Origin of the sequence: Gordonia sp. UBA7860 (assembly GCF_002500165.1) — a bacterium.
Taxonomy (GTDB): Bacteria; Actinomycetota; Actinomycetes; order Mycobacteriales; family Mycobacteriaceae; genus Gordonia; species Gordonia sputi.
Genome location: NZ_DLSO01000024.1, coordinates 5,968 through 26,370 on the forward strand (window position 1 = coordinate 5,968; position 20,403 = coordinate 26,370).

General features: G+C 65.7%; 19 protein-coding genes. 10 read left to right on the forward strand and 9 right to left on the reverse strand.

What is annotated here, in order from left to right:
* Positions 1-54 precede the first annotated feature (54 nt).
* The 3 genes from B3T59_RS03075 (at position 55) to B3T59_RS03085 (ending at position 3,549) form a co-directional block, all read left to right on the forward strand.
* Positions 55-411 carry an ArsR/SmtB family transcription factor gene (locus B3T59_RS03075; protein WP_251721724.1) on the forward strand — a complete coding sequence of 119 codons (357 nt, stop codon included), beginning with the start codon at positions 55-57 and terminating at the stop codon, positions 409-411.
* 108 nt (positions 412-519) lie between these two features.
* A complete protein-coding gene (locus B3T59_RS03080) occupies positions 520-1,890 on the forward strand; it encodes an ABC1 kinase family protein (RefSeq protein ID WP_251721723.1) in 1,371 nt (456 codons plus the stop codon).
* Positions 1,891-1,980: 90 nt separating this feature from the next.
* A complete protein-coding gene (locus B3T59_RS03085; RefSeq protein ID WP_287001468.1) occupies positions 1,981-3,549 on the forward strand; it encodes a DUF3068 domain-containing protein in 1,569 nt (522 codons plus the stop codon).
* Positions 3,550-3,878: 329 nt separating this feature from the next.
* Here the strand turns inward: B3T59_RS03085 and B3T59_RS03090 are convergent, their stop codons facing one another.
* The gene (locus B3T59_RS03090; protein WP_251721721.1) at positions 3,879-4,838 is read right to left on the reverse strand and encodes an alpha/beta hydrolase; all 960 of its coding nucleotides are present in this window, start codon (positions 4,836-4,838) and stop codon (positions 3,879-3,881) included.
* A 378-nt stretch (positions 4,839-5,216) separates the two neighbouring features.
* Here B3T59_RS03090 and B3T59_RS03095 point away from each other — a divergent pair, with 378 nt between their 5' ends.
* The 5 genes from B3T59_RS03095 (at position 5,217) to B3T59_RS03115 (ending at position 12,722) form a co-directional block, all read left to right on the forward strand.
* Positions 5,217-6,893 (forward strand): FAD-binding dehydrogenase, encoded by a 1,677-nt coding sequence (locus B3T59_RS03095; protein WP_376782592.1) that lies wholly within the window; start codon positions 5,217-5,219, stop codon positions 6,891-6,893.
* A gap of 97 nt (positions 6,894-6,990) precedes the next feature.
* On the forward strand, positions 6,991-8,073 hold the full coding sequence (locus tag B3T59_RS03100) for a Dyp-type peroxidase (RefSeq protein WP_039854729.1): 1,083 nt from the start codon (positions 6,991-6,993) through the stop codon (positions 8,071-8,073).
* 72 nt (positions 8,074-8,145) lie between these two features.
* Positions 8,146-8,946, forward strand: a complete 801-nt coding sequence (locus tag B3T59_RS03105; protein ID WP_005203247.1) for a family 1 encapsulin nanocompartment shell protein — start codon at positions 8,146-8,148, stop codon at positions 8,944-8,946.
* A gap of 90 nt (positions 8,947-9,036) precedes the next feature.
* Positions 9,037-10,770, forward strand: coding sequence for an ABC transporter ATP-binding protein (locus B3T59_RS03110; protein WP_039854731.1), 1,734 nt, complete (start codon positions 9,037-9,039; stop codon positions 10,768-10,770).
* The gene (locus tag B3T59_RS03115; protein ID WP_287001469.1) at positions 10,767-12,722 is read left to right on the forward strand and encodes an ABC transporter ATP-binding protein; all 1,956 of its coding nucleotides are present in this window, start codon (positions 10,767-10,769) and stop codon (positions 12,720-12,722) included. The genes B3T59_RS03110 and B3T59_RS03115 overlap by 4 nt, the downstream gene beginning before the upstream one ends.
* Positions 12,723-12,797: 75 nt before the next feature.
* On the opposite strand, the gene B3T59_RS03120 is transcribed toward B3T59_RS03115, so the two are convergent.
* Together B3T59_RS03120 and B3T59_RS03125 are read right to left on the reverse strand one after the other, a co-directional pair.
* The gene (locus tag B3T59_RS03120) at positions 12,798-13,736 is read right to left on the reverse strand and encodes a type IV toxin-antitoxin system AbiEi family antitoxin domain-containing protein (RefSeq protein WP_251721720.1); all 939 of its coding nucleotides are present in this window, start codon (positions 13,734-13,736) and stop codon (positions 12,798-12,800) included.
* Positions 13,737-13,914: 178 nt separating this feature from the next.
* Positions 13,915-14,583 carry a hypothetical protein gene (locus B3T59_RS03125; protein WP_287001470.1) on the reverse strand — a complete coding sequence of 223 codons (669 nt, stop codon included), beginning with the start codon at positions 14,581-14,583 and terminating at the stop codon, positions 13,915-13,917.
* 44 nt (positions 14,584-14,627) lie between these two features.
* Between B3T59_RS03125 and B3T59_RS03130 the strand changes: the two genes are divergently transcribed.
* Positions 14,628-15,200, forward strand: coding sequence for a YdeI/OmpD-associated family protein (locus B3T59_RS03130; protein ID WP_287001471.1), 573 nt, complete (start codon positions 14,628-14,630; stop codon positions 15,198-15,200).
* Positions 15,201-15,210: 10 nt separating this feature from the next.
* Here B3T59_RS03130 and B3T59_RS03135 read toward each other — a convergent pair whose 3' ends face one another.
* The 6 genes from B3T59_RS03135 to rnhA all read right to left on the reverse strand — a co-directional run bounded on the left by B3T59_RS03135 (position 15,211) and on the right by rnhA (position 19,472).
* Complete coding sequence (locus B3T59_RS03135) at positions 15,211-16,002, reverse strand: SDR family oxidoreductase (protein WP_287001480.1); 792 nt, start codon at positions 16,000-16,002, stop codon at positions 15,211-15,213.
* A 64-nt stretch (positions 16,003-16,066) separates the two neighbouring features.
* Positions 16,067-17,068: an aldo/keto reductase gene (locus B3T59_RS03140; protein ID WP_287001472.1), complete on the reverse strand. Its 1,002-nt coding sequence runs from the start codon at positions 17,066-17,068 to the stop codon at positions 16,067-16,069.
* 11 nt (positions 17,069-17,079) lie between these two features.
* Positions 17,080-17,547 carry a MerR family transcriptional regulator gene (locus tag B3T59_RS03145; protein WP_251721718.1) on the reverse strand — a complete coding sequence of 156 codons (468 nt, stop codon included), beginning with the start codon at positions 17,545-17,547 and terminating at the stop codon, positions 17,080-17,082.
* A gap of 29 nt (positions 17,548-17,576) precedes the next feature.
* Positions 17,577-18,056, reverse strand: coding sequence for a gluconokinase (locus B3T59_RS03150; RefSeq protein WP_287001481.1), 480 nt, complete (start codon positions 18,054-18,056; stop codon positions 17,577-17,579).
* Positions 18,049-18,984, reverse strand: a complete 936-nt coding sequence (locus B3T59_RS03155) for a D-isomer specific 2-hydroxyacid dehydrogenase family protein (protein WP_251721716.1) — start codon at positions 18,982-18,984, stop codon at positions 18,049-18,051. Before B3T59_RS03155 ends, B3T59_RS03150 begins: the two co-directional genes overlap by 8 nt.
* A complete protein-coding gene (rnhA, locus tag B3T59_RS03160) occupies positions 18,984-19,472 on the reverse strand; it encodes a ribonuclease HI (RefSeq protein ID WP_287001473.1) in 489 nt (162 codons plus the stop codon). Before rnhA ends, B3T59_RS03155 begins: the two co-directional genes overlap by 1 nt.
* Before the next feature lie 69 nt (positions 19,473-19,541).
* Between rnhA and B3T59_RS03165 the strand changes: the two genes are divergently transcribed.
* On the forward strand, positions 19,542-20,318 hold the full coding sequence (locus tag B3T59_RS03165) for a methyltransferase domain-containing protein (RefSeq protein WP_251721715.1): 777 nt from the start codon (positions 19,542-19,544) through the stop codon (positions 20,316-20,318).
* Positions 20,319-20,403 lie beyond the last annotated feature (85 nt).

Sequence of the window (20,403 nt, forward strand, 5' to 3'; positions counted from 1 at the left end):
TCACTTACGATGAACCGAGCAACCGCAACCGCACACGAACGGTGATCACCGCCGATGAAACAGGCAGCCACCCCTGCCCCGAGCCTCGAGCACCGGGTCAGTCCCGACCCAGAACTCCTCGGCACCGCGACAGCACTGTTCACCATGCTGTCCGATCCCACGCGCCTACACATCCTCTGGCTGCTGCGCGACGAAGAGCGTGATGTCTCAGCCCTGACCGAGGCAGTCGGAGCGTCGCGGACCGCTGTCAGCCAGCACCTGGCAAAGCTGCGCTTCACCGGGCTCGTCGACACACGACGCGATGGTCGTCGAATCATCTACCGCTTGCGCGACGGCCACGTCGGAAGGGTCATCGCGGAGGCTCTCAACCACGCCGACCACCGGGTTTCGGGCGAGCCGGAGCACGGCTGACGCGAGGCCAGACACCCCGCCGGTTCGCACGTCATGTCCGATTCCCGACTTCGACCTCCTACACTGGGCGCGATGCGAGAACCGGCAACACGACGAGCAGGGGGGAACATGGACAGCACAGTTGACGACGGTCGCCGCGCACGTCTGCGCCCGGCGTCGCCGATCGCCGAGGTCACGCGCCTGGGAGTGACCACCGCCCACGCAACTCTTGGCGTCGGCAAATTCCTCCTCGACACCGCATTCGACGCAGCGCATCTGCGTGCACCGAGCGGCAAGCGCGCGGCCGCGCAAGTGCGTGCGACTTTCGAGCACCTCGGCCCCACCTACGTGAAACTCGGCCAGCTCATCGCGTCGAGCCCCGGCGTTTTCACCGAGACGTTGGCGTCGGAGTTCGAATCGCTCCTCGACAGCGTTCCGCCCGCCGACCCCGACGAGATCCGGCAGGTCTTCATCGACGAGGTCGGCAGCGCACCCGAGGACGTCTTCGCCGAGTTCGACCCCGTGCCGATTGCATCGGCGTCCATCGCCCAGGTCCACACCGCGACGCTGCACAGTGGCGACGAGGTCGTCGTCAAGATCCAACGTCCCGGAATCGCCGAACGCCTCGCACCCGACGTCGCGATCCTCGAACGGCTCGCAGGCCTCGCCGAGATCTCGGAGTACGGCCGGATGTTGTCGGCGCGGCACGTCGTCGAAGATTTTGCCGACGGCCTCGACGCCGAGCTCGACTTCCGCAACGAGGCCGACGCCATGCGCGAATGGTACGAATGTCTCAAACCCGGACAGTTCGGTGATCGTGTTCGCGTTCCCAGGGTCTACGACGACCTGACAACCGCGCGGGTCATGACGATGGAACGCATCTACGCCACCCGCATCGACGACGCCGCTGCAGTGCGCGCCGCAGGACACGATGGTGTGGCGCTGTGTCGAAACCTGTTGCTGTCGCTGCTCGAGTCGGCGTTTCACGGCGGCTTGTTCCACGGCGACCTCCACGCGGGCAACGTCCTCGTCGACGCCGACGGCCGCCTGGTGCTGCTCGACTTCGGCATCGTCGGACGCTTCACGCCACGAACCCGACGCATTCTGCGTCAGCTCGTCGTCGACCTGATCGTCCGCAACGACTACGAATCGGCGGGTCGCGCCATCTTTCTGCTGGGAGCCGTCCGCAACCCCGGTTCGACGACCCAGGGCGGGGCTGACATTCGCAAGATCACCACACCGCTGTCGACGACGGATCTCGGCGACATGAGCTACACCGACCTCGGGCGACAACTCGCCGCGGTCGCACGCGCGCACGACGCCCGATTGCCGCGGGAGTTGGTGCTCGTCGGAAAGCAACTGCTCTACGTCGAGAAGTACATGAAGCTGCTGGCACCGCGCTGGAAGGCGATGTCGGACGCGGAGATCTACGGCTACATGGCCGGAATCATGAAAGAAGCCGAACGGGACCGGCGTGCCGATCGAACCGGCATGGGCTGATACCCGGTGGCCGACCATTAGGGTGAGAGCGTTGACCGTGGCCTGCTCGTCGACACGATGCACCGGGCCCGAACCGCACAGGAGTCGAGAATGAGACGAGTTTGGCTGGCGCTGCTGGCATTCCTCGGGGTTGCTTGCATCACCGCGGCGATCGCCATCCCGGCGTTCCTGGTGCCACAGTTGCGCGTGGTGCCACTCGATCTCGACATCACATCCGACGCGTCGACGGTCCCTGCCGACGGCTCGGCCGGTGAACGCTTCCCCGCGGTCATCTTCGATCGCTGCTCGATCTCCCAGCCCAAGGCCCGCACACTCGACGCACATCTGACGCAGCAGCGTCGGAGCGTGATCATCGAGCCGTCGGACAAGCGACAGGCGACGGTGCAGTCCGCGCAGACGGTTCAGATCGACCGCATCCGCGACGCCGATGGCAAGGAGACAACCCCACCCGCTCCCCGCGCCGAAGGCGACCTCAAATGCGACGACGGTCTGCTCACCGCGACCATCGACAGGGTGTCGGTCAACCGCAAGACGTCGGTGCCCAACGGAACCGTCAGCTCGCTGCAGCTCGAAGCGGCACCGGAGGGCGTGAACGTCAAGGACGTGTCGGTCCAGTTGCCCGACCGTAAGGGCTTCCAGTACAAGTTCGGCTTCAACGTCAAGAAGCGCTCGTACCTCTATTACGACCTCAACACCCGGCAGGACCAGCCCGCCAAGTACGTCGGCGAGAAGACCTTCAACGGAGTCAAGACCTACGAGTTCGTCTCCGAGGTTCCCGAGACCGACCTCTCGTCACTGCCCAACGCACAGGGTGAGGCCGCGCTGGGCACGATGCTCACGATGCCCGCCAAATGGTGGGGCATCTCCGGTCGCGGCGTGAAGCCCGACGACAAGATCACGATGCACCGCTACGCGTCGGCGACCCGCCACGTCTTCGTCGAGCCCGAGACCGGCACGATCGTCAACGGTCGCGAAGATCAGCGCCAGTACTTCAAGTCGCCCGACCAGAGCGACGGGACGCCCGCGCCGGTTCGCGACTTCAAGCTCGACGCCCTGAAGGCAACCTTCCAGTGGTCGGACACGACGGTCACCGCGCAGGCCGATCGTGCCCACCACTACATGAATCTGCTCAAGATGGGCGGATTCTGGTTGCCGCTCATCCTCGGCATCATCGGCGCGCTACTGCTGCTCGCATGGATTCTGATCATCTGGCGGACCCGCAACACCTCTGACAAGAACCTCGAGAGCCCCGACGTCTACGACGACGAGCCCGGCTACGTCGACGACCACGACTCCGATCGTCGCAGGGGCGCCGCAACGACGACAGCGCTCGCCGGAACAGCGGCAGGAGCAGGCCTTTCGGGCCGCAACCGCCATGCTGCGCCCGAGAACACCGACGATGCCGCAACGACGGCGATCGGTGCGGCCGAGACGGAAACGCACGCCGACGAGGACGACGACGCCTACATGTGGGATCGTCCGACTCAGCGCATCCCACGCGTCGAGGGGCCCGCTGCCTCCGACGCCGGGGATGACGAAGACCAGCCGACCCGCCAGGTACCCGCAGTCGATGAGGACTCGTCGGACGGCGCACCCCGCTCCGCGCTGGACGAGGCCCGCGCCTTCCGCCGCCGCGGCACGCAGGACTCGGGCGAGTAGGTCAGCCCGAGCCCGCTGGTTGAGCCGGCCCGCCATTGGCGCTGGTTGAGCCGGCCCGCCTTCACCGCTGGTTGAGCCGGCCCCGCTTTACCGCTGGTTGAGCGGCCGCGAGCGAAGCGAGCAGCCGTGTCGAAACCACACACCCCGCCGGGCTGAGCCGCCCTTTACCGCTGGTTGAGCGGCCGCGAGCGAAGCGAGCAGCCGTGTCGAAACCACTCGCCCGCACCGCACGCCCACCCCACCCGCACTACGACGAGGGCCGGCGATCAACCCGATCGCCGGCCCTCGTCGTGTTCAGTTGTTCGGTTGTTCAGCTACCTGGCCGCGGCTCAGAAGAACGCGGGGCGGAACGTGGTGTTCCACGACTGGCGGAAGTTCTCCTGCCAGTAGTCCCACCAGTGGTCGCCATCGGGGGTGACGTGCGTGGTGAGCTTGACGCCCGGGACCGCCGCGACACGCGGGATGTAGAGGCGCGTGCTGACCGATGCGGCCACCTCGAGCGGAACCATCTGCGAGAACTTGACCGGGTTGAAGTTCGCGCTGCTCGGGTTCACCGAGCTGTCGAACTTGCTGCCGAGACCGGTGCCCGACGACAGGTACACGTAGTGGCCCGCGAGGTTGTTCGCGCTCAAGAACGGATCGTTCTGGAACCACTCACCCGCCGGGTAGAAGCCCCACATGTTGTTGGGGTCGCCGCCCATCGTCGCGACCGACGCCTGGATGCCCTGCGTGAATCCGGGGAACGTGACGGTCGGGTAGCCGCTGTAGGACGCGACGGCCTTGTAGAAGTTCGGGTGCCGCGACGCGAGGTTGAGCGCCGACGTTCCCGACATCGACAGTCCGGCGATACCGTTACGGCGATTGTCCGAGTTGTGCTTGCGCTTCATGTACGCCGGCAGTTCGCGGGTGAGGAAGGTTTCCCACTTGTTCACGCCCAGCTTCGGATCTGCGCGCTCCCAGTCGGTGTAGAAGCTGCCGCCACCGCCGAAGGGGATGACCAGGTTGGTGCCCTTGTCGACCATGAAGCGGTCGGCGCCGGTGTTGTTCTGCAGCCAGCCGCTGGTGTTGTTCGGGGCACGCAGACCGTCGAGCAGGTACAGCGTGGGCTTGGGACCCCCGCCGCCACCGTCGACGATGCGAACCGGGATGTTCTTGTGCATCGCTGCGGAGTACACGTATTCGGTCTGGCCGGCCGCGTGGGCTTCGGGGGCCACGGCCATGGTCAGGCCGCCGAGCGCCGCCATGGCGCCCACAGCGGCAACGAGGCGCTTGCGCGCACGAGTCAACATATGAGAAAAGTCCTTACGATCTTGACCCGGACGGGCCTCGTTCATACGGGCAGGAAATGGGGCCAGCGGCCTTGCCGACTGAGTTGGTCCCCAACGCGACAGAGTGTAACGGCTGCATAACGCAGCAGCAAAAGGTACATCGACCCTTGACCGTCGGTTGGGACTGACCGTCGATTGAGACTGACCGTCGGTTGAGACACGCAGATGATCATTACCCACGTCACACGCACGGTCCATACCTGCGCTGCGTCAACTAGGTCACAGGGCGCCCAGTTGCCACATGTCGGTTGTCACATCTCGATACCCGTCGGCGCTACCTCACCGGAGCCCCCGGGGATAGGGTCGTCCCATAAGCAGGACATATCGAGGAAGGCTCTCGTGAACACAGCGCATGTGGATGCAGGACAAGCCGATGCCATCGTCGTCGGGTCCGGTCTGGCCGGACTCGTCGCCACGTACGAACTCGCCAAGGCGGGTCGTCGGGTGATCGTCGTCGACCAGGAGAACCGCAACAACCTCGGTGGGCAGGCGTTCTGGTCGCTGGGTGGGCTCTTCCTCGTCGACACTCCCGAGCAACGTCGACTCGGCATCCACGACTCCGCAGAGCTGGCGCTGCAGGACTGGATGGGCTCTGCGGGCTTCGACCGCGACGACGAGGACTACTGGCCTCGACAGTGGGCTCGCGCCTACGTCGACTTCGCGGCCACGGAGAAGCGTCAGTACCTGCACGATCTCGGTCTGCGCATCACACCGGTCGTCGGGTGGGCAGAACGCGGCGGCGGATTCGCCGACGGCCACGGCAACTCGGTGCCGCGCTTCCACCTGACCTGGGGCACCGGCCCCGAGGTGGTCCGCATCTTCGCCGAACCCGTGCTCGACGCCGAGCGCCGCGGACTCGTCGAGTTCCGCTTCCGGCATCGCGTCGACGAGATCGTCGTCGAAGACGGCACTGCTGTCGGTGTGCGCGGGTCAAAGCTCGCCCCGACTGCTGCCGGCCGCGGCGAGGCGTCGAACCGCGATGAGATCAGCGACTTCGAGATCCGCGGCGGTGCGGTCATCGTCACGACCGGCGGCATCGGTCACAACCACGAGCTGATCCGTAAGAACTGGCCGACGGAGCGCCTCGGACCCGCCCCGAAGACGATGATCTCCGGTGTCCCCGCCTACGTCGACGGTCGCATGCTCGGCATCGCAGAGGAAGCGGGCGCAAGCCTGGTCAACCGCGACCGCATGTGGCACTACACCGAGGGCATCCACAACTGGGATCCCGTCTGGCCCGACCACGCCATCCGCATCATCCCCGGGCCGTCGTCGCTCTGGCTCGACGCCAACGGCAATCGGCTCAAGCCGCCCAACTTCCCCGGCTTCGACACCAATTCGACGATGCGCGAGATCCTCGCGACCGGCTACGACTATTCGTGGTTCATCCTGACGCAGTCGATCGTCGAGAAGGAGTTCGCGCTGTCGGGTTCGGAGCAGAACCCCGACATCACCGACAAAGACCTCAAGTTCGCCGCGAAGAGCCGTTTCGCGAAAGGCGCGCCCGGTCCTGTCGAGGCCTTCCTGAAGAACGGCAGCGACTTCGTCGTCGCCGATAATCTCGCAGAACTCGTCGCGGGCATGAACGAGATCACCCGCGGTCCCAAGCTCGATCTGCAGCACGTCGAGCGAACCATCTCGGCACGCGACAACGAGATCGACAACAAGTTCTCCAAAGACGCGCAGTTGATGGCGATCACCAACGCGCGCCAGTTCCTCGGCGACAAGATCGTGCGTGTGGCCAAGCCGCACAAGATCCTCGACCCTGCCCACGGACCGCTGATCGGGGTGCGCCTGAACATCCTGACGCGAAAGACGTTGGGCGGTCTGGAGACCAACCTCGAGTCGGCCGTGATGCGACCCGACGGTTCGGTCTTCGACGGCCTCTATGCCGCTGGCGAGGTCGCCGGATTCGGCGGCGGTGGTGTGCACGGTTACAACGCACTCGAGGGAACGTTCCTCGGCGGCTGTATCTTCTCGGGCCGCGCCGCCGGGCGAGCGGTTGCGCGGGGCTGAGTCAACAGGCGTCGTAGACAACCGGTGTGCCTGGCCTGAGTTTCGTGAGGACACACTTTCACCGGCGCGGATTGCGCGCTGCACTAGAGTGAAAACCGTGCCCGTACCGCAGACGATTCTGACACGCAAAACAAAGCACGCGTTGTTCCTCGTCCTGACGATCAACGCGGGTGGCGAGGACGCCGTCCGGGGAATGTTCGACGTCCTCGGGTCGCGCATCAACTCCGTATCGTCCCGAGCGCCCGAGCAGGCGCTCGCGGGCATCGTGTCGATCGGCTCGGATGCGTGGGACCGCCTGTTCGCAGGCAATCGCCCCAAGTCGCTTCGACCCTTCGTCGAGTACGCGGGCGATGTCCACACGGCCCCTGCGACTCCCGCCGACCTGCTGCTGCACCTCAAGGCCGACGCGATGGACCTCTGCTACGAGCTCGGCCGCATGTTGATGAGCGAACTCGGCGACGCCGTGACGGTCGTCGACGAGGTGCACGGCTTCCGCTACTTCGACCTACGCGACCTCATCGGCTTCGTCGACGGCACCGAGAATCCCGTCGGCCAGGCTGCGATCGACGCGATCACCGTCGGCGACGAAGACCCCGCGTACGCGGGCGGTAGCTACGTCGCCATCCAGCGCTATGTCACCGACTTCAAGGAATGGGATTCGATCTCGGTCGAAGACCAGGAGGCGGCGATCGGGCGCACCAAACTCGACAACATCGAGATGTCCGACGACGTGAAACCGACCAACTCGCACATCGCGCTCAATGTGGTCAACGACGTCAATGGCGAGCAGATCGACGTCGTCCGCGACAACATGCCCTACGGCGAGGCCTCGGGCATCGGCGACTCCGGCACCTTCTACATCGCGTACTCCTCGGCGCCCGACGTCACCGAAGAGATGCTGCGCAAGATGTTCATCGGCGATCCGCCCGGAAACTACGACAGGCTGCTCGACTTCACGACCGCCGTGACCGGGGCACAGTTCTTCACCCCGACCGTCGATTTCTTCGACGACCTCCCCGACGCCCCAGCCGCCGCCGAATCGGATTCCGACGACGACGCTCCCCACGATGTGCCCGCACCCGCACCGGTCACGCTCGACGCCGCATCGCCGGTTCCGCCACCCGAGCCGACCGACCCCGGCGACGGGTCGCTGGGAATCGGATCGCTGCGCTCCTCGTGAATCACCCGCAACCTTCTGCCTGACAACACAACTCGCCAACACAACCCGCCACCGACTACCAGGAGACGCACCATGAACAATCTGCATCGCGAACTCGCCCCCATCTCCGCGTCCGCCTGGGAGGCCATCGAAGAAGAGGCAGCGCGGTCGTTCAAGCGCAACATCGCGGGCCGTCGACTCGTCGACGTCAAGGGACCACTCGGACTCGAGGCGTCATCGGTCACCCGTGGCCACCGCACCAAGATCGACGCCCCCGCCGATGGCATCCAGGCGTTCAAGCGCAGCGTGCAGCCGCTGATCGAACTCAAGGTGCCGTTCACCGTCACGCGCGAGGCCATCGACGACGTCGACCGTGGCGCGGAGGATTCGGACTGGGATCCGGTGGTCGACGCCGCACGCGAGCTCGCGCTGGCCGAAGACCGCGCGATCTTCGAGGGATATGCCGCCGCCGGCATCTCGGGCATCCGCGCCGAGGCCACCGCGACACCGATCCCGCTGCCCGAGGACGTGCGTGACTACCCCGAGGCGTTCAGCGCGGCCCTCTCGACGCTCAAGCTCGCGTCGATCGACGGGCCCTACTCCATCGCGCTCTCGGCCGATGTGTACAACCTCGTCAACGAGACGTCGAATCACGGTTATCCGGTTCGCCAGCACATCCAGCGTCTGATCGACGGCGAGATCGTGTGGGCACCCGCAATCACCGGAGCGTTCGTATTGTCAACGCGCGGAGGAGATTTCGAGCTGACCATCGGTCAGGATGTCTCGATCGGCTACGACTCTCACGACGCCGACGTGGTGAACCTGTACTTCCAGGAGTCCTTCACCTACCTCACCTACACCGGCGAAGCGGCAGTCGCGTTGACGTCCGCCTGACGGGTTGCGCCCACCGTCGGACGGGTTCGCCCCGAAAACGTCTCGCACGGTGTCGGCGCGGCTTGCTAGCGTCGTGTGAGTGAGCGCCACATGCTGACCCGCCTCATCCGGACATACCTCTCGCGGTATCCCTGGCACATGCTCGCCGTCGTGATACTGCAGCTCATCGCGACGGTGGCCATGTTGTACCTGCCGACGCTGAATGCCGACATCATCGACAACGGCGTCGCGAAGGGCGACACGTCGTACATCCTGCGCGTCGGTGCGGTCATGCTGGTCATCACGATCGCCCAGATCGTGTGCACCATCATCGCCCAGTACTTCGGCTCACGGGCTGCACTGGCGACCGGACGCGACATCCGACACGACCTGTTGCACAGGATCAACACCTACTCGGCCAGGGAGATGGGGACGTTCGGTGCGCCGTCGTTGATCACCCGCACCACCAACGACGTCCAGCAGGTGCAGTTGTTGATCGTCATGAGCACCACCATCCTGGTGATGGCGCCCATCATGTGCATCGGCGGCATCATCATGGGCATCAAGGTCGGGTCACAGTTGTCGTGGGTGCTCGTCGTGGCGGTGCCGGTTCTCGCGGTCGCGATGGGCGTCATCATCGCGCGTATGATCCCCGGCTTCCGCGCGATGCAGGAGCGCATCGACGCGGTCAATCGTGTTCTGCGCGAACAGATCACAGGTATCCGAGTGGTCCGTGCGTTTGTGCGCGAACGTTACGAGATCGACCGCTTCGCCACCGCGAACGACAGCCTCGCCCAGGCCACGCTGCGCGTCGGCCGGATGCAGGCGTTGATGTTCCCGTCCGTCATGCTGATCACGAACGTCACCATCGTCGCGATCATCTGGTTCGGCGGCCATCTGGTGTCCGACGGCAGCATCGAGATCGGCGCGCTGACCGCGATGATCACCTATGTCATGCAGATCCTGATGTCGGTGATGATGGCGTCGTTCCTCGCAATGATGGCGCCGCGCGCAACAGTCTGTGCCGAGCGCATCTGCGAGGTCCTCGACACCGAGACCTCCGTCGGCGCACCACAAGATCCGGTGCCCTTCGCCGCGCAACCGTCCACTGTCGAGTTCAGAGGGGCACAGTTCCGCTATCCAGGTGCCGACGATCCCGTCCTGTCCGACATCAGCTTTCGCGTCGAGCCCGGCACCACAACCGCCATCGTCGGCTCGACCGGCTCCGGCAAGACCACACTCGTCGGTCTGGTGCCACGACTCATCGACGTCACCGCCGGTGAGGTTCGCGTCGGCGACACCGATGTCCGACGCCTCGACCCCAACACCCTGCGCGATGCCATCGGCCTCGTCCCGCAGCGCCCATACCTGTTCTCGGGGACCGTCGCGTCGAACATTCGGAACGGCAAACCCGACGCCACCGACGAGGAGGTCTGGGAGGCGTTGCGCATCGCGCAGGCCGCCGACTTCGTCGAGCGTATGCCCGACGGCCTCGACACCCCGATCTCCCAGGGCGGCACCACGGTATCGGGTGGTCAACGTCAGCGCCTCGCCATAGCCCGTGCGCTGGTGCGCAAACCGTCGGTCTACCTCTTCGACGACGCGTTCTCGGCCCTCGACGTCGCCACGGACGCACGCCTACGCGCCGCACTCGCACCCGCGACGTCGGAGTCCGCCGTCATCATCGTCGCCCAGCGCATCTCGACCATCGTCGACGCCGAGCAGATCGTCGTACTCGATCGCGGTCGGATCGTCGGGATCGGCACGCACGACGAACTTCTCGCGACCTCCGAGACGTACCGCGAAATAGCGGAGTCTCAGCTCGCGATCGGAGAGTCTGCATGACCCGCGCAGGCGGCGCAGCCCCCGCTCCCCCGGGGCCAGGCCGCGGCCCGATGGCTGCGGGACCAGTCGTGGCCAAGGCGCGGTCGTTCGGCCCGTCGATCAAGCGGCTCATCGGATTACTGTTCTCCTACCGGACCTCGATGAGCGTCGTCGTGTTGTCGATCATCGGATCGGTGATCCTCACGGCGTTCGCACCACGAGTGCTCGGCGACGCCACCAACATCATTTTTGACGGCGTCGTCGGCAAGATGCTTCCCGCGGGGACCACCAAGGCGCAGGCGGTCGAGGGGCTGCGCGAGCGCGGCAACGGCACCCTCGCCGACATGGTGAACTCGATGAACGTCACCCCGGGTGTGGGCATCGACTTCGGCGACGTCGGCCGCGTCTTGTTGATCGTGCTCGCGCTCTACGTCGGCTCGGCGCTGTTGTCGTGGCTCGGTGCCTATCTGCTCAACATCGTCGTCGTCGGCACCGTGAAGCATCTGCGCGCAGAGGTCGAGGCAAAGATCCACCGCCTCCCTCTGAGCTACTACGACGCCACCGCGCGCGGCGATCTGCTCAGTCGCGTCACCAACGACCTCGACAATCTGTCACAGACGTTGCAGCAGACCATCTCCCAGTTGCTGAACTCCGTCCTGATGGTGATCGCGATCCTGGTGATGATGCTCTGGATCTCGCCTCTGCTGGCGCTCATCGCGCTTGTCACCGTGCCGCTGGCCGCGGGCGCAACCGCGCTGATCGCCAAGCGCTCCAAGCCGCACTTCCTGGCGCAGTGGTCGTCGACCGGCAAGCTCAACGCCCAGGTCGAAGAGGCGTTCACCTGGCACGAATTGGTGACCGCGTTCAATCGTCAGGCCGACGTCGAATCCGAATTCGACGAGCGCAACGAGAAGCTGTACCAGTCGAGTTGGCGTGCACAGTTCATCTCGAGCACCGTCATGCCGACGATCATGTTCCTCGGCAACCTCAACTACGTGGCGGTCGCCGTCGTCGGCGGACTGCGCGTGGCATCGGGCGCGTTGAGCCTCGGCGAGGTGCAGGCGTTCATCCAGTACTCACGTCAGTTCACGCAGCCGCTCACGCAGATCGGGTCGATGGTCAACCTGCTGCAGAGCGGCGTGGCGTCGGCCGAGCGCATCTTCGACATCCTCGACGCCGACGAACAGACCCCCGACCCGAAGAACCCGAAGACGCCCGAGCACGACCGTGGGCTCATCGAATTCGACGACGTCTCGTTCCGCTACGTCGCCGACAAACCGCTCATCGACGACCTCTCACTCGTCGCACGTCCCGGTCACATGGTCGCGATCGTCGGACCGACCGGCGCGGGAAAGACCACCCTGGTCAACCTCATCATGCGCTTCTACGACGTCGACTCCGGAACCATCACCGTCGACGGCGTCGAATCCCGTGAGATGACCCGCGACGACCTGCGCGAGCGCACCGGAATGGTGCTGCAGGACTCGTGGCTGTTCGGCGGAACCATCTACGAGAACATCGCCTACGGCGACCCCACGGCATCGCGCGAGGAGGTCCTCGAGGCCGCGCGCATGAGCCACGTCGACCACTTCGTCCGCATCCTGCCCGACGGCTACGAGACAATGCTCGACGACGAAGGCGGCGGCGTGAGTGCCGGTGAGCGACAGCTCATCACGATCGCGCGCGCCTTCCTCGCCCGCCCGACCATCCTGATTCTCGACGAGGCCACCAGCTCCGTCGACACCCGCACCGAGCTGCTCATCCAGAAAGCGATGGCCGCGCTGCGCACCGACCGCACGAGTTTCGTTATCGCGCACCGCCTTTCGACCATCCGCGACGCCGACGTCATCGTGGTGATGGAAGACGGGCACATCGTCGAGCAGGGCACCCACGACGGGCTGCTCGCCGCTCAGGGCGCGTACTGCCGGCTGTACCGCAGCCAGTTCGCCGGGGCCGTCGACTCGGAGGCTTGACCTTGCCCGGCAAATACACGTGTTTCTGACACTTACTCGCGAAACTTCACTCGCATCTGTCAGATACACGTGTATTTACGACGCCGCGCTGCCCATTCCGCCAATCTCCAAGCGCTCCAGCCACTCTCGCACCATCGGCACCATGCGGTTGCGTCGCAGATCGGCCCAGACCCATCGGATCACCATCGGTCCGAGGCGCCTGACGCCATCTTCGCGGGCCTTCTCGCGCTTCATCACGTCGAGCGCGGTGTCGTCGTCGCCCAGATCCTTGGTGTACTTCCGCATCCCGTCGAACTCGCCCACGAGCTTGCCCTCCCAGTCGTAGTCGACCTTGGCGACGAACTCGCCGTCGGCGTCGAAGTACTCCCGCTGCAGTCGTGGAATCGGCAGTTCGGCGACGATCATCTGACCTCTTCCCCACGATTCGCCCGCGTTGTCGGCCAGTGGGCTCGCGAACGCAAGCGCCCTGCGCGCGACGGCAACACCGCGGCGTCGAGAATCGAGGAGCGCCGACATCTTCTCGCGATCGGCACCGAGTCGCAGCGCGGAGTCGAGCACGGCGAGCGCCTGGAAGAAGTTGACGCTGCACGCGATGTCGACGGCGGTGACCTCCAGCGACGTCACCGCGATGCCGTCGATCACCGTGGTGTCCTCGGGCCCCAGACGACCTGAGTGCAGATGCCGCTGGGTTTCAATACGGCCGCCGGTCTTGTGCCCCGTGGTCAAGTGCACCCGCGCGAGATCGGGGAACAGCAGCGACATCCCGTGGAGCACGCCCGCCGACTGATGGCTCAGCGGCACGTCGGATTCGGACAGCAGCGTGGCCGCGACGGCCTTCAGCCGATGCGTGACCTCCGGCGTCCGGCTCTTGTCGGGCAGCACGTAGGCGCCGGGCCACACGCGTACAAGAGCGCCCGCGTCGACGGCGCGCGTGAGTTGCCGATCCGACGCGCCCGCGTCGAGCGCCGTGCGTCGCAGTATCAATCCGTGTTCGTTGACCGGGAAAGTGTCCATGCATGTTCGACGTCGACAACGCCGATCCGGATCCACCCGATTCCGACCTGTGCACAACCGACAGCCGAGCCGAAAGAAACACGCGCTTCTGACACATGCGCGCGGAACTTCGCTCGCATCTGTCAGAAACACGTGTTTCCTCGACGCCGCCCAATCGCCCCTCGACGCAGCGGCCCGCTCAGCGCTCCAGCTCGCCCGCGATTCGCTGCTCGATCTGGGCGGCGGCGACGTCGGGGATGTCGATGAGTCCGTCGAGCTCCTGGCGCGCCTTGCGGTAGGCGGCCTGGCGTTCCGCGGGCGTGGCGGCGGCGTCGGCGGCGACGGAGATCAGTTTGCGCGCGCGGTCGAGTGATTCGCGCTCGACGGGCGAGAAGTCGGACTGTTTCCGACGCCGCGCCTCGCGTTCTGCTGCGTCGAAGGAGGCCTCGTAGTCGCCGACGGCGTCGCGGTAGCGCTCGAAGTCGAGCGGGTCCAGCTTCTGGTCGGCCGACGTCGGGCGCAGATCGTCGGCGCGGATCTTCGCGCGATGGAACGCGAGCGTCAGCGGCTCGCGCATGTCGGTCATCATGGGGAACTCGATCAGCGTCGCAAGGTCGAGTTCGTACCCGAACCATCGCTGATCTATCGCGTCGTGCTTCTCGAGCACCTTGGTGACGGACGCCTTGTCGGCCTGGGTGAGTCGTAGCCGTTCGGTCTGTGCACTCGCCTTGACGCGGGCAAGTTCGATCTTGTCGCGTCGACGCTTCTCGTTGTACCGCGCGAGCGAACCGAACCAACCACCGGCGACTCCACCGATCGGAAATATCAGCCACCAGTAATCGCCCGCGAAGTGCAGGAACTGATCCATGAGACAACAGTACCCACGTCACGGGCCCCGACCACCGCGTCAACGTGGCCAAAGCCGACGCCCCGACGTTGCTGTTCGACACCATCGATGACTGGCAGAACTGGCTGGCCGACAACCACGACTCGTCGTCGGGAATCTGGTTGGTGTTCTGGCGCAAGGACTCCGGCCGCGTCGCGCTGGACTACGACCAAACCGTCCGCGAGGCGCTGTGCTGGGGTTGGATCGACGGACACACCCGCACACTCGACGAGCAGCGTCGCGGTATGTGGTTCACGCGCCGCGGCCGTACCAGCGCGTGGTCGGCGTCGAACAAGAAGCGTGTCACCGAACTCCTCGCCGCCGGCCGCATGCAACCGGCCGGTCAGGCGGTGATCGACGACGCCAAGGCGCGCGGCCTCTGGAACCTCCTCGACGACGCAGAGGCGGGCGTCGAGCACCCCGAGCTGACCGCGGCCCTCGACGCGACGCCGCAGGCGCGCGAGCACTGGGACGCGTTCCCGCCGAGTGCACGGAAATTCGCGCTCACGCAGATCGCGATGGCACGCAAACCCGAGACCAAGTCGACGCGCATCGCGACCATCGTCGAGCGCGCAGCACGCAACGAGCGCCCCTCCTGAGCCGCGCGTCCTACAGATCGGGGATGGGTAGGTCGAGGTTCGGAGCGATGATTCCGCCATCGACCTCGAGCACCTTGCCGGTCACATACGCACCGGCGGGCGACGCGAGGTAGACGGCCGCGGCAGCGATGTCTTCGGGCTCCCCGAGACGGTGCATCGGTGTCGCGTTCTCGATCGCCGTCCGCATGGTGTCGTCGGCGGCCACGATGTCGAGCGCCGACGTCAGGATCGCACCGGGCGCGATCGCGTTGACTCGAATACGCGGATTGAGGTCCATCGCCGCGAGCCGCGTGTAGTGCGCGAGCGCGGCCTTGGCCGTCCCGTACGCCGCGTACGCACGGCCGGGTAGCCGCCCCATCGCTGAGGTGATGTTGATGATCGATCCCGAGCCCGCAGTCTCCAACACTCGCGGAACCGCGGCCGTGACCAGCGCGTGAGCATTGGCGACGTTGAAACCGAAGGCGTCGCTCAGATTCTTCGGTGAGGTGTCGAGCAGCGGTCGTGGCATCGCGCCGCCCACGTTGTTCACGACGGTGTCGAGCCGCCCGAAATCGTCGATGGCGGTCTGCGCGAGGGCTGCCGCAGCGTCGGGATCGGAGAGATCGGCGACGACGACGCGCGCCCGTCTCCCCCGGTCGGCGACCTGCGCGGCCACCTTCTCCAGTTCGCCTTCGCTGCGCGCGGAGATCACCACGTCGGCGCCCGCCTCGGCGTACGCGACAGCGATCGCCGCTCCGAGTCCGCGCCCCGCGCCCGTGATGACCGCGACGGTGTCGTCGAGTCGGAATCTGTCCAGGATCACGACTCCTGACAATGCCACAGAACTGCAACACGTTCTAGATTTTCACAGAGGAGTGCGGCACGACCTACGACGACCGGCCCGCCACCCAGTCCATGTCGGAGTAGCGGTCGCCTGCGGGGCGCAGCGTCGACAATCGCGCGAGCTGATCTGAACTCAATTCCACCGACAGCGCGCCGAGGTTCTCGTCGAGGTAGCGCGTGCGCTTGGTGCCGGGGATCGGGACGACGTCGTCACCCTGAGCGAGCAGCCACGCCAACGCGACCTGACCCGGCGTGGCGCCGACCTCGGTTGCCAAGGTGCGTATCTCGTCGACGAGAGCGAGGTTGTGGTCGAGGTTCTCGGCCTGCCACCGCGGAAGTCTCGAACGGAAGTCGCCGTCGGAAACCTGCACTGCCGCAGCAGATCCCGTCAACATGCCGCGACCAAGCGGACTGTAGGGCACCATCGTGACGCCGAGTTCGCGTGCGGCAACGACATCCGACGATTCGACGTCGCGACTGAACAGCGACCACTCCGATTGCAGCGCAGCGATGGGGTGCACTGCAGCTGCGCGACGCAGGGTGTCTGCGTTTGCCTCACTGATCCCGAGCTCGCGGACCTTTCCGGCGCCCACCAACTCTGCCATCGCCCCGACAGTGTCTTCGATCGGCAGCTTCGGGTCGACGCGATGCAGGTAGTAGAGGTCGATGGTGTCGACGCCGAGACGTCGCAGCGAGGCGTCGACCGCTGACCGCACATACGCAGGCGAACCGTCGGTTTCGCCGTTGGGATAACCGGTTTCGGGATCGATCACGATACCGAACTTGGTCGCGAGCACCACGTCGTCTCTGCGGTCGGCCAGGACCTGCGCGAGGAGTTCCTCGTTGGCGCCCACGCCGTAGACGTCTGCGGTGTCGAGCAGGTTGACCCCGACGTCGAGTGCGTGATGCAGCGTCGCCGTCGCCTCGTCCTGGTCGGCCTCGCCATATGCGAAACTCATTCCCATACAACCCAATCCGAGCGGTGAGACCTCGAGGGAACCGATGCGCCTGCGGTTCGCGGTTGTCGAGTCTGTTGATGCGGTCATGGCTGTGTCCTTCATGGCTGCGTCCTTCCGCCGTAGGTGGCGATCTTGTATTCGGTTGCTGCCAGCGACAGCGTGAGTTCGGAGATCTGGCGTCGAATGGTGTCGCGGTGTTCGAGCAGCATCTCGAGCCGCTCCGGAACGGTGTCGTCGCCCTCGTCGACCAGTTCGACGTAGTGCTGGAGGTCGCGAATGGCCATGCCCGACAGTCTCATTCGCGTCAGGAAGGCGAGTCTGCGCACGGCGTCGGCGTCGTAGTGGCGGTTGCCCGACGCGTCGCGGGGCACGTCGACGAGTCCGATGCGCTCGTAGTACCGCAAGGTGTGCGCCGAGACGTCGAGCATCGCGGAGGTCTGGGCGATGGTCAGCGGTTCGTCGATCTCGTCGGCTTCGACAAGGCGGTGGATGACCTCGACCGACAGCGGACCGTCGAGTTCGTTCAACGTGGCCAACGCCCTGCTCATGAGGTGATCTGTGCTCATGACAGCAACGCTAGGCCTTAGAGCGCGCTCTAACGCAACACCTGATCGACAATCGCAACGAGCGGCAGCGTGGCGTCGACGATCATCCCCTGCTCGTCGGGTCCGAGCGGTTCGAGTGCGGCGAACTGGGAGTCGACGAGCGCCGCGGGCATGAAGTGGCCCCGCCGCCCGCGCACGCGCGCCTGTGCTGCGTCGTGGTCGAGGGCGAGCATCACGAAGAACACCCCGGGAGCCTTGCTGCGCAGTCGATCCCGATAGGCGCGGCGCAACGCCGAACAGGCGGCCACGCCGTCGTCGTGCTCGGCGAGCCAGGTACCGACCACATCGAGCCAGGGCAGCCGATCGGCGTCGGTCAGTGGATGTCCCGCAGCCATCTTCGCGATGTTGGCGGCCGGGTGCAGATCGTCGGCGTCGACGAACGGCACCGCCAGGCGTGCTGCGAGCGCCAGGCCGACAGTGCTTTTCCCGCACCCCGACACCCCGCAGACGACGATGGGGGACTCAGTAATCGTGACCAGCCGCCACGGTCGACACGAGGTCGTCTCCTGCGCGGAATCGACGGATGTTCTCCGCGATCCACGGTGCGAGCTCGCGGGTGAGACCCGACGACGGGTTGGCGATGTGCGGTGTGATGATCACGTTCGACAGCGACCACAGCGGATCGTTGCGCGCGGGCGGTTCTGGATCGGTCACGTCCAGCGCGGCACCAGCGATCTCATGCCCCTTGAGCGCCCAGTACAGCGCCTGTTGGTCGACGAGCGGTCCGCGTGCGACGTTGACCACCCACGCGTGGGAGGGCAACTGCGCCAACACCTTTCCATTGATCAGGTGATGGGTTTCCGGAGTCGACGGCGCGGCGAGGACCACGTGATCGCACGTCGACCACACCTCATCCATCCGCGACGACGGCAGCGTGCGCTCGGCGCCGTCGACCTCGCGTCCCGAATGGTTCACCGCGAGAACCGAAGCGCCACAAGCCTTCAGACGTGGGATCAGCGATCTCGCGATGCCGCCGGCCCCGATGATCGCCACGGTCGCGCCGCGCAGTGTGCGCACTGCGGGATCGATGTGGTCTTTGTCCCAACCCCACCGCACCGACGTGTTGATCTGCCGGAGACCCGCGAGCAGGAGCGCGAGCGCATGCTCGGCGACGTTCTCCGCATAGAAGCCCGACGCGTTCGTCCACACACGCTTGTCGTCGAGAACGCCTGCGGAGACGAACTCTTCGATCCCCGCCGTCTTCAACGCCACCCATTCGACGGTGTCGGGGAGACCGGGGAAACCCGACGCTCCGCCAAGCCAGATCAGGACTCGCGCGGCGTCGAGGTCGGTTTGTGTCGCGCCGACGCCGTCGAGCGCCGCGGTGATGTGCTGATCACGTTCGGGGAGGACGGCGACCGTGATCGTCGAATCAGATTGTGAGGCAGCCGAACTCATCACTCACGCCCAGCGAGTTTCTGTGCGGCAGATGTTGCCAGCGTGTCGGCGATCTCGTTGTAGTGATCTCCCGCGTGACCTTTGACCCATTTCCAGGTCACCTCGTGCACCTTCTCCTCCTCGATGAGGCGGCACCACAGGTCTGCATTCTTCACGGGTTTCTTGTCTGCGGTTTTCCACCCGTTGCGCTGCCAGCCACTCACCCACTTCATGATGCCGTTTCGGACGTAACTCGAGTCGGTATAGAGGATCACCTTCGACGGCTTGGTCAGTGCGGCGAGGCCCTCGATCGCTGCCGTCAATTCCATCTTGTTGTTGGTGGTATCGGGCTCAGCACCGGAGATCTGCTTCTCGTGGCCGCGGTATCGCAGGACCGCACCCCATCCGCCCGGCCCGGGATTGCCCAGGCAGGCGCCGTCGGTAGAAATTTCGACGACGTCTGCGGCGGCCGATGCGGCCGTCACCAGTGCGTTGTCATCATCGTTCACGAGAGTCTCTGACACTCCTCCCAGGTTACCCACTGCCATGATCGCTGTGAATTGCATAGAGTTGGTTGCATGCCGGTCTGGGATCCGAGTCGATACCTACAATTCTCCGACGCTCGTGCCCGCCCCTTCCTCGATCTGATCGCCGAGGTGCCGACCAATCCGTCGACCATCGTCGACCTCGGATGCGGGCCTGGGCAGCACACCAAGCACCTACGCGAACGCTGGCCGGAGGCCCTGGTCCTAGGAATCGACGCCTCGACCGAGATGATCGCCGAGGCCATCCGCGAGAACATGGACGGGCTGGCCAACTACGACGTCGCCGACCTCACCGAGTGGACACCTCCAGAACCCGTCGACCTGTTCTTGTCGAACGCGGTGTTCCAGTGGGTCCCCGATCAGGAAGTCGCGATCGAGCGACTGCTGCCCCATCTCAACGACGGCGGCGCCTTCGCGATCCAGGTGCCCAACAACACCGGCGCGGCCACGTACCGCAGCCTCAACGAACTCGCCGAGGAGGAGCCCTACTCGCAGTACTGCGGCGATGTCCGGCGGCTGCCGTGGCTAGCACCCGACTTCTACCTCAACTTCTTTGCCGAGCGCGGCTTCGAGGTCAACGCGTGGGAGTCGACGTATCTGCACGTCCTCAAGGACAAGGGCGACGACCCGGTCTTCGACTGGATCTCCGGCACCGGCGCCCGCCCCTTCCTCGAAGCGCTACCCGACGAACTGCGCGACGACTTCAGCGAAGAGCTCAAGCGCCGACTCCGCGCCGCCTACCCCGCCCGCGACTGGGGCACGGTGCTGCCCTACCGCCGCACGTTCGCCGTGGCCGTTCTGCCGCGCTGATCGAGCCGCCCCCGCTGATCGAGCCCGCCCCCCCGCTGATCGAGCCCGCCCCCGCTGATCGAGCCCCCCCGCTGATCGAGCTTGT

Bases quoted from the DNA above. Each gene is read 5' to 3' on its own strand.
- B3T59_RS03090 (WP_251721721.1), bottom strand. From the start codon at position 4,838: ATGTTGACTCGTGCGCGCAAGCGCCTCGTTGCCGCTGTGGGCGCCATG.
- B3T59_RS03075 (WP_251721724.1), top strand. From the start codon at position 55: ATGAAACAGGCAGCCACCCCTGCCCCGAGCCTCGAGCACCGGGTCAGT.
- B3T59_RS03125 (WP_287001470.1), bottom strand. From the start codon at position 14,583: ATGGATCAGTTCCTGCACTTCGCGGGCGATTACTGGTGGCTGATATTT.
- B3T59_RS03085 (WP_287001468.1), top strand. From the start codon at position 1,981: ATGAGACGAGTTTGGCTGGCGCTGCTGGCATTCCTCGGGGTTGCTTGC.
- B3T59_RS03140 (WP_287001472.1), bottom strand. From the start codon at position 17,068: ATGACCGCATCAACAGACTCGACAACCGCGAACCGCAGGCGCATCGGT.
- B3T59_RS03165 (WP_251721715.1), top strand. From the start codon at position 19,542: ATGCCGGTCTGGGATCCGAGTCGATACCTACAATTCTCCGACGCTCGT.
- B3T59_RS03155 (WP_251721716.1), bottom strand. From the start codon at position 18,984: ATGAGTTCGGCTGCCTCACAATCTGATTCGACGATCACGGTCGCCGTC.
- B3T59_RS03080 (WP_251721723.1), top strand. From the start codon at position 520: ATGGACAGCACAGTTGACGACGGTCGCCGCGCACGTCTGCGCCCGGCG.
- B3T59_RS03110 (WP_039854731.1), top strand. From the start codon at position 9,037: ATGCTGACCCGCCTCATCCGGACATACCTCTCGCGGTATCCCTGGCAC.
- B3T59_RS03120 (WP_251721720.1), bottom strand. From the start codon at position 13,736: ATGGACACTTTCCCGGTCAACGAACACGGATTGATACTGCGACGCACG.
- B3T59_RS03145 (WP_251721718.1), bottom strand. From the start codon at position 17,547: ATGAGCACAGATCACCTCATGAGCAGGGCGTTGGCCACGTTGAACGAA.
- B3T59_RS03105 (WP_005203247.1), top strand. From the start codon at position 8,146: ATGAACAATCTGCATCGCGAACTCGCCCCCATCTCCGCGTCCGCCTGG.
- B3T59_RS03115 (WP_287001469.1), top strand. From the start codon at position 10,767: ATGACCCGCGCAGGCGGCGCAGCCCCCGCTCCCCCGGGGCCAGGCCGC.